Source organism: Blastomonas sp. AAP25 (genome assembly GCF_001295965.1).
Taxonomy (GTDB): domain Bacteria; phylum Pseudomonadota; class Alphaproteobacteria; order Sphingomonadales; family Sphingomonadaceae; genus Blastomonas; species Blastomonas fulva.
Map to the genome: position 1 here is coordinate 34895 of NZ_LJHP01000034.1, position 13584 is coordinate 48478.

Consider the following 13584-nt stretch of genomic DNA (forward strand, 5'->3'; position numbering starts at 1 on the left):
GTCCAGATCGGCTGGCGAGCACACACTGTCTTTTACTGTCTTTCCGGCGTGCGTCTCAGCAACAAATGCTAACACGGTAACCGGTGTCATTATGTATTGCCCTCAAGTCGGGCGTCTGTCAATAACCATGGCAACGGGAGAGAGACATGCTTGCGAGACTGGGAAAAACCCTGTGCATCGGCGCATTCGCGCTTGCCACCCTCACACCGGCGCTGGCCGAGCCGCATCCGGCCGACCCCACCCGGGGCGGCGCGGGCGGGCGAATCATCAAGGTGACGACGCTGGCACAATCGGGTCCGGGATCGTTCGCCGAAGCGCTTGCCGCCAAGGGCCCGCGCATCATCGTGTTCGAGGTTGGCGGGGTGATCGATCTGGGGCGCAGTTCGCTCGACATCACCGAGCCGTTTGTCACCATCGCCGGGCAGACCGCGCCGTCGCCGGGGATCACGCTGATCAAGGGCGGGATCGATGTGAAGACGCACGATGTCGTGGTCTCGCACCTGCGCGTCATGACCGGCGCGGATGGCCAGGCACGCATGTCGGGCTGGGAGGCGGATTCGTTTTCCACCGTCGCGGCGCGCAACATCGTGGTCGAGCATTGCAGCTTTCTGTGGGGGGTGGACGAGAACATGTCCGCATCCGGCCCGCGCTTTACCGGCAAGACGCTTGCCGAGTGGCGCGCCGGGACCAGCCACCACATCGTCTTCCGCGACAACCTTGCCGCCGAAGGGCTTGCCAATTCGAGCCACCCCAAGGGCGAGCACTCCAAGGGATCGCTGATCCACGACAACGCCACCCACATCACCTTCTACCGCAATGTCTGGGCGCACAATGTCGAGCGTGCGCCATTGGTCAAGGGCGGGGCGCAGGTCGCGATGATCAACAACCTGATCTACAATCCCGGCCACCGCGCGGTGCACTACAACCTGATGAATCTCGAATGGCTGGGGCAGGACTATGTCACCGGCGAGATCACCGCGGTCGGCAATGTCATGCGCGGCGGCAACGACACCAACGAAGGACTCCCCTTCCTGATGCTGGGCGGCGATGGCGACCTTGCCTATTTCGGCAAGGACAACCGCGCGGTCGACCGGCACGGCAATCCCCTCCCCCAGTTCGGCCGCTATGGCGAGACTCGCGCGAAACTGATCACCGCCAGGGCGCCGCTCGCCGATCTGTCGCAATACCGCATCCTGCCTTCGGGCGAGGTCGAGACATCGTTGCTGCAGACCGCAGGCGCCCGCCCCTGGGACCGAGCGCCTGACGACATCCGCGTGCTGTTCTTCGTTGCCGAAGGGCGCGGCGACATCATCGACGACGAGAGGGAGGTCGGCGGCTACCCCAGGTCTGCCCCCACCGCCGCACGCTTCGTCGAGGCCGAGTGGAACCTCGACACGATGACCCCGAAATCGGGGCGCTATCCCGGGCAGAAGGGGGAGAGCCAGGAATCGCTTTCCACCCGTGACCGCGAAATGCGCCAGCGCCAAGCTCGGCCCCAGCCATGAGCGGCCTTCTCGCGCTGCTGCTGCTCGCAGCCCCGCCGATGGCTGTGATCGACGAGGCCGACACCGTGCGCCGCGAGCCGCCGCCGCATGGCGCCATCGGGATGAGCACCGCGTGGCGGATCAGCGACCATGCGCGGCAACCGCGCCGGATGGAATTCCGCCGCCGCACGCTCGATATCGGGTCGGCGATCGGCGAGCACGCAATCGCCCACGACGAGGTCTATTATGTGCTCGACGGCGAGGGCGAGGTCGTCTCTGACGGCCAGCGCGCAACGCTCAAACCCGGGATGACCGCGTATCTTTATGACGGCGCGGTGGTGGGGATCTGGCAGAAGGGGGACAAGCCGCTCGCGCTGATCATCGCCTATCCCGTGGCAGAACCCAGGGAAGCGCCGATCAGCTCCCCGGCTGAACGTAAGGAGCCTTAGCCCAGAGCTCGCGTTCCCAGCGGCGCGGATCGTTGAGGGCGGTCGCGGTGCCGTCGCCGACGACCAAGGTTGCGCGGTCGGGCAGCGTGTAGGGCGACCACTCCGCGAGCCCTGGCACACCGGTCTTCGCCAGCCCCGCAAACGCCTGCATCATCACGTCACGGGTCGCGCGCGCGCCTGCATCGGTGCCACTCATGCTTCCGGGGGCATCGAGCGTGCCGAACACGTAGGGAATGTCGTCGGTGTGCGCCGCGCCGCGCAAGGGGTCGATCGGCGAAGAGCGGTCGAGCTGGTACACCCAGGTCGCCGCTGCGCCCGCCTGCGCCCGCGCATCCGCCTCGATCACCTGCCCCGGCCACGACCGGCCCGCGGTGGTCGCCGAATAGAAGATCTGTTCGGGGCTCCAGTCGGGATATTGCGCGCGGTACTGCGCCACCACCCAATCGACATCGAGGTCGATCTTGATTTCGGGCAAAACGCGATCGGCCAGATTGTCCCACCCCAGACCCTTGAGCTTCGCGCCCCTGGGGTCGATGAACGCGCGCGTCTCCTCGCGCGTGTTGCCCAGGATCATCGGAATGTGGTTCGATTGCGGCGCGGCATCGGGCCAGAACGGGTGGCGCGGCAGGTTGGTCATGTCGAGCACCGGGCCGAAATAGACCGCCCCGCCCATGATCGGATCTGTCGCGGTGAGCGCTTCGACGATGCGGTCGGTGGGCATTGCCAGCAGCCCTTCTGCATCGCCGGGCTGGAGCCCCAAAGCCGCGATCAGCGCCTGGGTCCGCTTCCACGCGTTGCCCGGGCCGCTGGCGACGACCTGCTGGCCGCTCATCGTCGCGGCGCTGTGGAACAGGCCATCTGCTGCGGGCATCGCCATCAAGGTCGCGATCTTCGCCCCGCCGCCCGACTGGCCGAACACCATCACCTTGCCCGGGTCGCCGCCAAAACCTGCGATATTGTCGCGCACCCATTCGAGCGCGAGGGTCAGGTCGAGCTGGCCCAGATTGCCACTATCGGCAAAGCGCTTGCCCAGCGGCTTGAGCCAGGCATAGCCCAGCGCATTCAGCCGGTGGTTGACCGTCACCACCACGACATCGCCTGAAGCCGCGAGCCTGGCGCCATGGGTCAGCGGGTCGGTGACGGTGCCGTTGGAGTAGGCGCCGCCGTGGAAATACACCATCACCGCACGCTTCGCGGCAGGATTGGCGTTAGGCGTCCAGATGTTGAGGAACAGGCAATCCTCGGACTGCGGCAGATTCGGATTGCCGCGCTGCGGCGCGATGGGGGCGAAGTCCTGCGCCTTGACCGCGCCATCCGCCACCACCGGCACCGCGCGCGCGAACCGTTGCGCGCGGCCATAGCGGATGCCCTTGAACGCGAGCACGCCCTGCTCGCGCACTCCGGTGAAGCGACCGACCTTTGGGTCAGCACCCTTGGCCAGCGCCGGGGTCGCGATCAGCGCCGCGCCGACGCCCAGCAGCGAACGCCGGGTGAGATCAGCGCCGGACATCGCCGCCGGCGGACGAGAATGCCGCCAGCTCGCCCGCACCGATCAGGCACATGTCGCCCGGCAGCGAATGCTTGAGCGCGGCGAGCGCCAGCCCGGTTTCGGCCATCGCCTGGGCATCGCCGCCTTGCAGATATTGGTGCAGCACGCCTGTGGCAAAGGCATCGCCGGTGCCGATCCGGTCGACGATACCGGTGACATCGATCTCGGCGGTCTGGTGCTTTGACGCACGGGTATCGACCCGCGCGGCGATGCGGTGGTGATCGCTGCTCACCACATGGCGCGCGGTCGAGGCAACCAGCTCGAGATTGGGGAAGGCTGCAAACGCCGCATCCACCGCCTCGCGCCTGCGCTCTGCGCCATCGCCCGAAAAGGCCTTGCCCAGCAGCAGCGAGATATCGCGGTGGTTGCCGATCAGCACCGTCGCAGCCGCCACCAGTTCGGTCAGGATTGCGCGCGGGTCGCTGTCCCATGCGTCCCACAAAAGCGCGCGGTAATTGCCGTCAAAGCACACCGGAACGCCCGCTGCCTGCGCCGCAGCAACGGCAGCGCGGGCGAGTGCGACGCCATTGGGGCCCAATGCAGGGGTGATCCCCGACAGATGCAGCAGGGCGGCGCCTTCCAGCGCGCCTGCGAAATCGAATGCACCCGCGTCGCACTGCGCGAACGCCGATCCGGCGCGGTCATAGGTGATCGAGGAAGGGCGCAGCCCCGCGCCCGGCTCGAGAAAATACAGCCCCATGCGCCCCGGCCCGCGCGCGACGTAGCGGATGTCCACCCCCGCAGCGCCAAGCTCGGAACGCGCCTTGTCGCCCAGCGGGCTGGCGGGCAGCAGCGTCACCATCCGCGCCTCGTGCCCCAGCGAGGCGAGCCCGGCGGCGACATTGGCCTCCGCGCCGCCCACCGCCATCTCGAGCGCCTGGGCCTGCACGATCATTCGCACGCCGGGCGGCGAGAGCCGCAGCAGCATTTCCCCGAAACAGACGACCGCGCCCGCCTTGCTCATCGCGCGAGCCAGCCGCCATCGACCGCCAGTATATGGCCGGTGACGTAATCCGACGCAGGCGATGCCAGGAACAAAGCCGCGCCGGCAATATCCTGCGGCTGGCCCCAGCGCCCGGCGGGGATGCGTTCCATGATCTGGCGGTTGCGCGTCTCGTCCGCCTGCAGCGCGGCGGTATTGTTGGTGGCGATGTACCCCGGCGCGATCGCGTTGACCTGGACGCCCTTGGGCGCGAGTTCGTTCGCCATCGCCTTGGTCACCCCGCCGACGCCCGATTTGGCCGCGGCATAGCTCGGCACCCGCACCCCGCCCTGGAAGGTCAGCAGCGAGGCGATGTTGATGATCTTGCCTGATCCGCGATGCGCCATGTGCCGCGCTGCAGCCTGGCTGAGGAAGAACAGCGTCTTGAGGTTGGTGTCGATCACCGCGTCCCAGTCCGCCTCGCCGAAGTCGAGCAGATCGGCGCGGCGGATGATGCCGGCATTGTTGACCAGGATATCGAGCCGTCCAAGCCCCGCAAGCGCCTCGTCGACCACGCGCCCCACCGGCTCGATCGAGCCGAAGTCCGCGGAGATGTTCACCGCCTTGCGCCCGGTCGCCTGGATCGCGGCGAGCGTTTCGGTCGGCTCCGACCGGCCCGCGACCGCGACATCGACGCCGGCTTCAGCGAGCGCGACCGCAATCGCCTGGCCGATGCCGGTATTCGCGCCGGTGACCAAAGCGGTTTTCCCTGCAAGATCAAAGGGGCTGGCTGTCATGTCCCGTGTCCCTTAGCAGGCCTCAGCCCGTGATACCCTTCAGATACGCCGCCATCTCCTGGTCGCTTGCGTTGGCGTAGAAATACTCGGCAAAGCGCTCGCCTGCAATCGCAGCCTTGAGCAGGTCCTGGTCGACGGTCTTGAGCACGGTCAGCATGTCGTGGCAGCTGGCAGCCTTGAGGTCCTTCAGAATACCGCGGTTGGTGCGCATGATCTCGGCGCGCTCCCTGGGATAGCCGAGCCCGCGTTCGCCATCGAACAATTTGCCGTAGACATCGCGCAGGTTGAGCTCTGCCGCCCAGCCGAAGCCCTTGGCATAGGGCATCGAGATCGCGTTGCCGTCGTTGATCTGGCCGAACAGGAACGCGTCAGTCGGGTCGATGACGAGTCCGCAGAACACGCCGGGCATGGCGTTGCACGCCAGCATCGATCCCATTCCGGTGCCGCAGCCGGTGACCACGAAATCCGCCGCGCCCGAATTGAGCAGGATGCCGGTGAGCAGCCCGTTCATGACATAGGTCAGCGAGGCTGCGTCCTCGGCGGAATACATGCCGTAATTGAACACCTGATGGCCCAGCGGTTCGGCGACATCGGTCAGCGCTTCGTGGATGATGGCGTTCTTGGCAGCCTGGCTGTTCTCGGTGATCAGGGCGATCTTCATATCTGTCCTCTCGTGTGGACGCTGTCTCGCGTCCCGCATTGCTGTGGCTTGATGGCAAAGACGGTAACCGGTGTCATAGATCGGCGCAACCCCAAACTGGCCCTGCCCCGGCCCGCAGGGTCGTCAGGCGACCGAGGCACGCTCGATCAGGTCGGAGAGGAAATGCGAGGGGTGCTTGCGCGCTTCGGCCGGGTCGATCAGCTTGATCGCCGCCGCCTTGGCCATCGCCTCGATCGGCCAGCGCACGGTGGTAAGCGGCGGCCAGATATGCGCGGCGATCGCGGTATCGTCGAAACCGACGATCGACAGATCCTCGGGCACCGACAGCCCCTGGGTGCGCGCGGCATGGAGCACACCGGCGGCCATCTCGTCGTTGCTGGCAAAGATCGCGCTGGGCCGGGGTGTCGCGGCGAGCAGTTTTTCGCCCGCAGCGATTCCCGTCTCGAAGGTGTAGCTGCCCTCGGCCATGATCGCGGGGTCGAGCGCTATTCCGGCGGTTTCGAGCGCATCGCTATAACCCAGAGCGCGCTCTGCGGCCGAACGGAAGCCCTCGGGCCCTGCGACGAAGCCGATCCGGCTATGACCGCGCCCGACCAGATAGGCGACCGCCTTGGCCACTGCCTCGCGGTCGTTGGATGCGACCATGTGCGCATCATCGTCGAGCCGGACCGATCCCATGCGGACATAGGTCACGCCCAGTTCCTCGCACAGCGCTGCGAGCGCATCGTTCTCGGAAATCGGTGGCAGCAGCATCACGCCGAACAACCGCTGCTGGTCGAGAAACGCGCGGACATCGTCTAGCATGTCGGGCGAGCGACGGTTGACCGGGCGGACCACCAGCGCGAACTCGGTATCGCGGATCGCCGACAAGATCCCCTGCTGCACCCCCAGCACCATCTGCGCATTGGGGTTGTCGTGGATCAGCCCGATCAGGAAATTGCGCCGCAGTGCCAGCGCGCGCGCCTGCGGGTTGGGGACATAGCCAAGCTCAGCGATCACCGCCTCGACCTTCTCGCGCGTCGCCTCGTTGAGCAGAGGCGAACGGTTGATCACCCGGCTGACCGTTTTCTTGGAAACGCCGGCGATCCGGGCAACGTCGTTGATGGTCGGCTTGCCGTCCTTTGCCTTCATCACGCGCGTTTCCATTCCATCGCCAGACTACACCGGTGTCAGTGCCCGGTTTCTCCTAGCCCCGCCAAGGTCATCATGGCAATGGGATGCGCATTGACACCGGTTACCATCGCGCTATCCATGCACACAACGCTCGGGCGAAACGCCGCCACTTGCGAATGACACCGGTTTCCTTTACGCAGCCGGTCATAGAGATGGACTTGGGATGGGGATCGAGTTGACGGTGAACGAACAGGCCGACGATGTTGCCATGGCCTTTGTCAGTGCCCGCCGCGAGGCGCGCGCGCTGCATAGCTATCCGGGCCTCAAGCCGCAGGAACTGCAGGCGGCCTACACGATCCAGGATCGCGCGATCGTCATCGACGGGCGCGCGGTGGTGGGTTGGAAGGTCGGACGGATCAACCCGCCGCTCGATGGCCAGCTGGGCGCCAACCGCCTGTCCGGACCGATTTTTGCCGATTCGATCGTCGATGCGGCCGATGGCCATGCGCCCGACATGCCGGTGTTCCACGGCGGCTTTGCCGCCGGCGAGGCCGAGATGCTGCTGCACGTGGCCCCCGGCTTTACCGGCCCGGTCCCCTGTGACGACGAAGGCACCAAGGCGCTGCTCGACGATGTCCGGCTGGGCATCGAGGTCGCCAGCTCGCCTTATCCCGGCATCAACACCGATGGCCCGCTGGTCACCGTCTCCGATTTCGGCAACAATGCCGGGCTGGTCCAGGGCCCGGCGTTGCAGGGCTGGCGCGATCTGGATCTGTGCGCCATCCCGGTGCGCAGCGAGATCGACGGCGAGGTCGTCGGCGCGGCGACCGCAGCGACGATGCTCGACGGGCCCTATGGCGCAGTGCGCTTTTTGCTGACCAACCTGATCGCGCGCGGCATGGATGTCTCGGCGGGGCTGTGGGTCTCGACCGGCGCGATCACCGGGGTCCATGAAATCGCCATCGGACAGGCGTTTACCGCGATTTTCGAAGGCTGCGGTGCCGTGCACTGCCGGGTGGTGGCTGCCACGCCGCGCTAGCAGATCGTTGTGGCGGACCGGCAAAAGCCTGGCCGCCACCCACAGGGCCAAATGGCCAAGGGAGAGTGAAGATGGTTGATGCCCCAGCGACGATCGGCACCCAGACCGGGCCCGCGCCCGTGACCGCTGCCGCCGCCAATGCCGGCCGCTATCGCTGGGTGATCGTCGCCTTGCTGTTCGCGGCCACCGCCATCAACTATATCGACCGGCAGATGATCGGCGTGCTCAAGCCCACGCTGGTCGCGGAATTCGGCTGGACCGAGAGCGACTTTGCCAACATCGTCTTCTGGTTCCAGGTCGCCTATGCCATCGGCTATGTCGGCTTTGGCCGCATCGTCGATGTCGTCGGCGCGCGGCTGGGCTATTCGGTCGCGATCGTCATCTGGACCATCGGCCATATGGCGCACGGCTTTGCCACCGGCGTCGCCAGCTTTGCCGCAGCGCGCTTCGGCCTCGGCATCGGTGAGAGCGGCAACTTCCCCGCAGGGATCCGCGCGGTCACCGACTGGTTCCCGCAGCGTGAGCGCGCCTTTGCCATCGGGCTGTTCAACGCCGGGGCCAATGTCGGCGCGATCATCACGCCTTTGCTGGTGCCGGTGCTGGTGCTGTATTTCGGCTGGCGCTCGGCGTTTTTCATCACCGGCATCTTCGGCGTCGTCTGGCTTGCCGCCTGGTGGTTCATCTATCGCCACCCGGCCGAGCACAAGCGCGTCACCCCGGGCGAGCTCGCCTGGATCCAGCAGGACCCCGCCGACCCAGTCGAGCAGATCGGCTGGAGCCGCCTGCTCAGCGTTCGCGAGACCTGGGCATATGCTTTGGGCAAGTTCCTGATCGATCCGATCTGGTGGTTCTTCCTGTTCTGGCTGCCGGGCTATCTGTTCGAGCGCTATGACATGGATCTGAAGACCTTCGGCCTGCCGCTGGCGGCGATCTACCTGATCTCCGACTTCGGATCGATCTTCGGCGGCTGGATGTCGTCGCGGCTGATCAAGGCCGGGCGCACCCCCAATTTCGCGCGCAAGTCGACGATGCTGTTGTGCGCGCTGGCGGTCACGCCGATCTGGTTTGCGCAAAGCATCGACAGCGTTTGGGCCGCGGTGCTCATCATCGGACTGGCGACGGCAGCTCATCAGGCGTTCTCCGCCAATCTCTACACCTTGCCCTCGGACGTGTTCCCGCGCGGCGCAGTGGGTTCGGTGATCGGCATCGGCGGCACCGTGGGGGCGCTCGGCGGCATGGGCATGGCGCTGTTCACCGGCTACATCCTCGACAGCACGGGCAGCTATGAAATCCTGTTCGCGATCTGCGCCAGCGCCTATCTGCTCGCGCTCGCGGTGGTGCATCTGCTGAGCCCCAGGCTGGCACCCGCCAACGTCTAGGGCGCGCAGCGGCCTCCCAGGCTGCGCAACGTCCGTCCGGCTTTCGCGTATGTGCAACAGGCAATCTTGTCGCACAAAGGACGCGCAGCATGGCAGACACCCGGGATACCAACAGCAACGGCACCACCAACCAGTCGCAGCAGGAGGCTCCGCAGGCGCAGGACATCGCTGAGGAGGCGCTGCACCGCAACGACGACCCCAGCGAGGACAGCGAGCGGGGCGGTTCGGACGGAATTTCGGTGGTGCCGCAGGACGAGCAGGATCTGGTCGATCACATGAACCAGATGGTGCAATCGGGCCATATCGACCGCAGCGCCTTTGACGGCGAACGCAACGACGATGACGAGGAAAGCCCGCTGGGCACGCTCGACGACGCAGAGAGCGACAGCCCCGGCGATGGCGACGTGATCAGCTTCGGCAATTCGGGCTGAGCCGCAAAAGTCTATCCTCAAGCTTCCCCGTGATCGGCAGGTTACGGGGAGGCGAAAAGGCTCAGGTGTCTCGGCATTGTTTTGGGCTTCTTGCCGCGGATCAACCGGTCCACCGCATCGATCGCGCCGACCAGTTCGGCGGCGCTGTAGGGCTTGTTGAGGCAGCCGATCGCATATTGCTGCGCCCCGCCCGGGCAGGTTCCCGTGGCGAACAGCACGGGAATGTCGCGCTCGCTAGCTACCCGCGCGACCTCGATCCCGCTCCCCCCGCGCGAAAGGTTGACGTCGGCCAGCACCAGATCGATCGCCTCGCGCTCTAGCACCGCGATCGCCTCGTCCTGCGTATCGACCGTTGCCACCACGCGATAACCCGCGTCGACGACGCGCAATTCGTTGTCGAACGCCACCAATGGCTCGTCCTCGACGATCAGAATGGTCTTGATCGACCGGGTGAACCGCGAAAACAGCATCTGATGACTTTCGGACAGGGGCTTGGGCGTCTCATGGAAATACGCGGCAGACAAATCTTGCGTTCCCGCGCGAGGCCTTCCTCGTTATAGCAGCGCCCATGCCCCCCCGGAAACCGAAATTCGATCCGCTCAACGACAGCCCGTCGCCGCGCGAAGCCCCCGCCAAAGCCAGCACATCCGCGCTGGGAGAAGGGCAGCGCATCGCCAAGCTGCTTGCCCGCGCCGGTATCGCCAGCAGGCGCGAGATCGAGCGGATGATCGAGGGTGGCCGCGTGGCGCGCGATGGCGTGGTCATCACCACGCCTGCAACGGTCCTCACCAGCCTGAATGGCATCACCGTCGACGGCAAGGCGGTCAAGGAACCCGCGCCTGCAAAGCTGTGGCGCTTCCACAAGCCTGCCGGGCTACTGACCGCGGCACGCGACTTCACCGGGCGCGAGACGATCTATGACCATCTCGCCCGCGTTGCCCCGGATGCACCGCGGATGATGCCCGTCGGTCGGCTGGATCTCAACACCGAGGGGCTGCTGCTGATGACCAATGACGGCGAGCTCAAGCGTCAGATGGAGCTACCCGCCACCGGGGTCGAGCGCACCTATCGTGCCCGCGCGTTCGGCGAGGTCAGCCAGACCCAGCTTGAGGACCTGATCCACGGCATCACCATCGAGGGCATCCGCTATGGCAAGATCGACGCCAATCTCGAACGCCGCACCGGGCGCAACGGCTGGATCGAGATGACGCTGACCGAGGGCAAGAACCGTGAGGTCCGCCGCGTGCTCGAGCACCTCGGCCTCAAGGTCTCGCGCCTGATCCGCACCCGCTATGGCCCCTTCCTGCTCGAAGGGCTCGAGCCCGGCGCGCTCGAGGAAGTGCGCAGGCACGATCTGATCACGTTCAGGAACACGTTGAAATGATGGACTATCCCACGCCATCCCTCGCCAAGGGGGAGGGGAAGTAATGCTGCGCATCATCGCCGGCGAGTGGCGGGGCCGCAAGCTGAAGACCCCGGCAGGCGACACCACCCGCCCCACCGCAGACCGCACCCGCGAAACGCTGTTCTCGATGCTGACCAGCCGGTTGGGATCGTTCGAGGAGCTGAGCGTGCTCGACCTGTTCGCTGGATCGGGCGCGCTGGGAATCGAGGCACTGTCGCGCGGCGCGGCAAAGTGCGTGTTCGTCGAGCAGGACCGCGCCGCAATCGACGTGCTGCGCGCCAATATCCGCTCGCTTGAAGCCGAAGACCGCGCCGAAATCCGGCCCAGCTCCGCGCTGACATTGGGCCCGGCGCTCAAGCCTTTCGACGTCGTGCTGATCGATCCGCCCTATGCGACCGGCGCGGGCGCGGTGGCGCTCGACAAGCTGAAGCGCTTGGGCTGGTTTGCACCCTCGACCTGGATCAGCGTGGAGACAGGCAAGTCGGAAAAGCTCGAGGTGTCAGGCTTCGAGATCGACGCCGAGCGCGTGGTCGGCAAGGCCAGGCTGACATTGTTGCGGCTGGCGGGTGATGTGATAGACTGACCCCATGGTCAAATACTCGCCGATCGAGTCCGAATTCGCCTCGTCCGAGGAAGAGGCGGCCTATGATGCGTGGTTGAAGGCGACAGTCGAAGCCGCGCTAGCGTCAGACGAACCACTCATTCCGCATGAAGACGTCATGCGACAAATGTCGGAGATTATCGCCGGGCATGAGCAAAAAAAGCGTCGTCTGGACCGCAGACGCGCTTAGGAAGCTGCGGGCGATCACGGATTATATCGCCGAACGAAACCCACCGGCAGCGCGTCGGCTGGAAGAAGCGTTCATCCAGTGCGCGCAACGTATAAGAACTCAGCCGCTAATGTATCGGCAAGGACGCATCGCCGGAACGCGAGAAGCAGTGGTCCATCCGAACTATCTGATGATCTACCAAATACGGGAGCACCAGATCGTTATCGTCTCGGTAGTCCACGCCCGCCAGCAATACCCTTGAGCCTTGCCTACCGCGCAGCCCTTCCCCGCTGCGCCCACAGCCCGGCAAAGCTCAGCACCCCGGCCGCTGCCAGATACAGCCCGACCGCATCCGCGCCGCCCGTGTCCGCTAGTGCCTGTGCTGCGATCGGGGCGAGTGCGCCGCCGATGATGCCGCCGCCGTTGAACGCCACCGACGCGCCGGTATAGCGCACGCGCGCGGGAAACTGCTGCGGCAGCCAGGCGCCCAATGGGCCATAGACGAAGCCCATCACCAGCAGCGCGATCGACAGCGCCACCCATGCCAGCCAGAGCGAGCCCGAGCCCAGCAGCGGCCCGAACAGCAGGCCGACGCCGATCGTCGCGCCGCAGCCGATCATCAGCACCCGCCCGCTGCTGGTCGCGTCCGAGCGATAGCCCGACAACACGATCCCCAGCGCGAGGAACAGGATCGCGCCCAGTTGCACCAGCAGGAAATCGACGCGGTCGTGCCCCAGGGCGGTGGTGGCATAGCCCAGCGCAAACGCGGTCGAGAGATAGAAGATCGCAAAGCAGGCGACGACCGCAAAAGTGCTGGCGAAGGTCGCGCGCAGATGGTTGCGGAAAAGCTCGGCCACCGGCACCGGCGCGGGCTTGTCGCGCGCCAGCACCTCGGCAAAGTCCGGCGTTTCGCTGATCTTGAGCCGCACCCACAGCCCCAGCCCCACCAGAATGCCGCTCGCCAGGAACGGCACGCGCCAGCCCCAGGCGACGAACTGTTCGTCGGTCAACGAAAGGCCCAGGATCAGGAACAACCCGTTGGCGGCGATGAAGCCGACCGGCGCGCCCAGTTGCGGTGCCATGCCGAAGCGCGCGGCCCATCCGGGAGGTGCGTTCTCTACCGCGAGCAAAGCCGCCCCGCCCCATTCACCGCCAAGCCCGAAACCTTGCCCGAACCGCAGGATGCACAGCAACAATGGCGCGACCCATCCCACCATCTGATAGGTGGGCAGGAACGCGATCAGCAGCGTGGATCCGCCCATCAGCATCAGAGAGGCGACCAACGTCGACTTGCGCCCGATGCGGTCGCCGAAATGGCCGAACGCCACCGCCCCGACGGGCCGCGCGAAGAACGCAAGGCCGAAGCTCATATAGCTCAGCAGCAGCTGCGCCGAGGCGCTCTCCGACGGAAAGAACAGCGGACCGAACACCAGCGCGGCAGCGGTCGCGTAAATGTAGAAGTCATAGAACTCGACGGCCGTGCCCACCAGCGAGGCGGTGAGCACGCGCGCATGGACGCGATATGGATGCGGCTGTGTGATGGTCCCCATAAGCGCGGAGCGTTAGCGCAGCCAGCGCCAATGGC

The 13584-nt window shown here is 66.0% G+C and carries 16 protein-coding genes; 9 read left to right on the plus strand and 7 right to left on the minus strand.

Features of this window, described 5'->3' with window-relative positions; translation table 11 throughout:
- Positions 1-146: 146 nt before the first annotated feature.
- Positions 147-1505 carry a polysaccharide lyase family 1 protein gene (locus IP68_RS17365; protein WP_054136281.1) on the plus strand — a complete coding sequence of 453 codons (1359 nt, stop codon included), beginning with the start codon at positions 147-149 and terminating at the stop codon, positions 1503-1505.
- Positions 1502-1933, plus strand: a complete 432-nt coding sequence (locus IP68_RS17370; protein ID WP_054136282.1) for a cupin domain-containing protein — start codon at positions 1502-1504, stop codon at positions 1931-1933. The genes IP68_RS17365 and IP68_RS17370 overlap by 4 nt, the downstream gene beginning before the upstream one ends.
- Here IP68_RS17370 and IP68_RS17375 read toward each other — a convergent pair.
- The 5 genes from IP68_RS17375 to IP68_RS17395 form a co-directional block, all read right to left on the minus strand.
- Positions 1902-3443 carry a carboxylesterase/lipase family protein gene (locus IP68_RS17375; protein WP_054136283.1) on the minus strand — a complete coding sequence of 514 codons (1542 nt, stop codon included), beginning with the start codon at positions 3441-3443 and terminating at the stop codon, positions 1902-1904. The two genes, IP68_RS17370 and IP68_RS17375, sit on opposite strands and share 32 nt — an antisense overlap.
- A complete protein-coding gene (locus IP68_RS17380; RefSeq protein WP_054136284.1) occupies positions 3430-4446 on the minus strand; it encodes a sugar kinase in 1017 nt (338 codons plus the stop codon). Before IP68_RS17380 ends, IP68_RS17375 begins: the two co-directional genes overlap by 14 nt.
- Positions 4443-5201 (minus strand): 2-dehydro-3-deoxy-D-gluconate 5-dehydrogenase KduD, encoded by a 759-nt coding sequence (gene kduD / locus IP68_RS17385; RefSeq protein WP_054136285.1) that lies wholly within the window; start codon positions 5199-5201, stop codon positions 4443-4445. Before kduD ends, IP68_RS17380 begins: the two co-directional genes overlap by 4 nt.
- Before the next feature lie 22 nt (positions 5202-5223).
- Positions 5224-5862 (minus strand): RpiB/LacA/LacB family sugar-phosphate isomerase, encoded by a 639-nt coding sequence (locus IP68_RS17390; protein ID WP_054136286.1) that lies wholly within the window; start codon positions 5860-5862, stop codon positions 5224-5226.
- A gap of 123 nt (positions 5863-5985) precedes the next feature.
- Positions 5986-6993 (minus strand): LacI family DNA-binding transcriptional regulator, encoded by a 1008-nt coding sequence (locus tag IP68_RS17395; RefSeq protein ID WP_054136310.1) that lies wholly within the window; start codon positions 6991-6993, stop codon positions 5986-5988.
- Between the two features lie 205 nt (positions 6994-7198).
- On the opposite strand from IP68_RS17395, the gene IP68_RS17400 reads away from it, so the two are divergent.
- The 3 genes from IP68_RS17400 (at position 7199) to IP68_RS17410 (ending at position 9824) form a co-directional block, all read left to right on the plus strand.
- Positions 7199-8014 carry a 2-keto-4-pentenoate hydratase gene (locus tag IP68_RS17400; RefSeq protein WP_054136287.1) on the plus strand — a complete coding sequence of 272 codons (816 nt, stop codon included), beginning with the start codon at positions 7199-7201 and terminating at the stop codon, positions 8012-8014.
- A 71-nt stretch (positions 8015-8085) separates the two neighbouring features.
- On the plus strand, positions 8086-9393 hold the full coding sequence (locus IP68_RS17405; RefSeq protein WP_231684117.1) for an MFS transporter: 1308 nt from the start codon (positions 8086-8088) through the stop codon (positions 9391-9393).
- An 89-nt stretch (positions 9394-9482) separates the two neighbouring features.
- Positions 9483-9824, plus strand: a complete 342-nt coding sequence (locus IP68_RS17410) for a hypothetical protein (protein ID WP_054136288.1) — start codon at positions 9483-9485, stop codon at positions 9822-9824.
- A gap of 41 nt (positions 9825-9865) precedes the next feature.
- Here the strand turns inward: IP68_RS17410 and IP68_RS17415 are convergent, their stop codons facing one another.
- On the minus strand, positions 9866-10294 hold the full coding sequence (locus tag IP68_RS17415; protein WP_054136289.1) for a response regulator: 429 nt from the start codon (positions 10292-10294) through the stop codon (positions 9866-9868).
- Between the two features lie 98 nt (positions 10295-10392).
- On the opposite strand from IP68_RS17415, the gene IP68_RS17420 reads away from it, so the two are divergent.
- Genes IP68_RS17420 through IP68_RS19950 form a run of 4 tightly spaced genes read left to right on the plus strand, consistent with a single transcriptional unit; the run spans position 10393 to position 12261 of the window.
- Entirely contained in the window at positions 10393-11208 is an 816-nt protein-coding gene (locus IP68_RS17420; protein ID WP_054136290.1) for a pseudouridine synthase, read from the plus strand.
- Between the two features lie 43 nt (positions 11209-11251).
- The gene (gene rsmD, locus IP68_RS17425) at positions 11252-11812 is read left to right on the plus strand and encodes a 16S rRNA (guanine(966)-N(2))-methyltransferase RsmD (protein ID WP_082382467.1); all 561 of its coding nucleotides are present in this window, start codon (positions 11252-11254) and stop codon (positions 11810-11812) included.
- Between the two features lie 4 nt (positions 11813-11816).
- Complete coding sequence (locus tag IP68_RS20695; RefSeq protein ID WP_054136291.1) at positions 11817-12020, plus strand: hypothetical protein; 204 nt, start codon at positions 11817-11819, stop codon at positions 12018-12020.
- Entirely contained in the window at positions 11980-12261 is a 282-nt protein-coding gene (locus IP68_RS19950) for a type II toxin-antitoxin system mRNA interferase toxin, RelE/StbE family (protein ID WP_082382468.1), read from the plus strand. Before IP68_RS20695 ends, IP68_RS19950 begins: the two co-directional genes overlap by 41 nt.
- 7 nt (positions 12262-12268) lie before the next feature.
- Here the strand turns inward: IP68_RS19950 and IP68_RS17435 are convergent, their stop codons facing one another.
- Positions 12269-13549: an MFS transporter gene (locus IP68_RS17435; protein ID WP_054136292.1), complete on the minus strand. Its 1281-nt coding sequence runs from the start codon at positions 13547-13549 to the stop codon at positions 12269-12271.
- Positions 13550-13584 lie beyond the last annotated feature (35 nt).

Bases quoted from the DNA above. Each gene is read 5' to 3' on its own strand.
- IP68_RS17435 (WP_054136292.1), bottom strand. From the start codon at position 13,549: ATGGGGACCATCACACAGCCGCATCCATATCGCGTCCATGCGCGCGTG.
- IP68_RS17410 (WP_054136288.1), top strand. From the start codon at position 9,483: ATGGCAGACACCCGGGATACCAACAGCAACGGCACCACCAACCAGTCG.
- IP68_RS19950 (WP_082382468.1), top strand. From the start codon at position 11,980: ATGAGCAAAAAAAGCGTCGTCTGGACCGCAGACGCGCTTAGGAAGCTG.
- IP68_RS17380 (WP_054136284.1), bottom strand. From the start codon at position 4,446: ATGAGCAAGGCGGGCGCGGTCGTCTGTTTCGGGGAAATGCTGCTGCGG.
- IP68_RS17375 (WP_054136283.1), bottom strand. From the start codon at position 3,443: ATGTCCGGCGCTGATCTCACCCGGCGTTCGCTGCTGGGCGTCGGCGCG.
- IP68_RS17390 (WP_054136286.1), bottom strand. From the start codon at position 5,862: ATGAAGATCGCCCTGATCACCGAGAACAGCCAGGCTGCCAAGAACGCC.
- IP68_RS17415 (WP_054136289.1), bottom strand. From the start codon at position 10,294: ATGCTGTTTTCGCGGTTCACCCGGTCGATCAAGACCATTCTGATCGTC.
- IP68_RS17370 (WP_054136282.1), top strand. From the start codon at position 1,502: ATGAGCGGCCTTCTCGCGCTGCTGCTGCTCGCAGCCCCGCCGATGGCT.
- IP68_RS20695 (WP_054136291.1), top strand. From the start codon at position 11,817: ATGGTCAAATACTCGCCGATCGAGTCCGAATTCGCCTCGTCCGAGGAA.
- kduD (WP_054136285.1), bottom strand. From the start codon at position 5,201: ATGACAGCCAGCCCCTTTGATCTTGCAGGGAAAACCGCTTTGGTCACC.
- IP68_RS17420 (WP_054136290.1), top strand. From the start codon at position 10,393: ATGCCCCCCCGGAAACCGAAATTCGATCCGCTCAACGACAGCCCGTCG.
- IP68_RS17395 (WP_054136310.1), bottom strand. From the start codon at position 6,993: ATGAAGGCAAAGGACGGCAAGCCGACCATCAACGACGTTGCCCGGATC.
- IP68_RS17365 (WP_054136281.1), top strand. From the start codon at position 147: ATGCTTGCGAGACTGGGAAAAACCCTGTGCATCGGCGCATTCGCGCTT.
- rsmD (WP_082382467.1), top strand. From the start codon at position 11,252: ATGCTGCGCATCATCGCCGGCGAGTGGCGGGGCCGCAAGCTGAAGACC.
- IP68_RS17405 (WP_231684117.1), top strand. From the start codon at position 8,086: ATGGTTGATGCCCCAGCGACGATCGGCACCCAGACCGGGCCCGCGCCC.
- IP68_RS17400 (WP_054136287.1), top strand. From the start codon at position 7,199: ATGGGGATCGAGTTGACGGTGAACGAACAGGCCGACGATGTTGCCATG.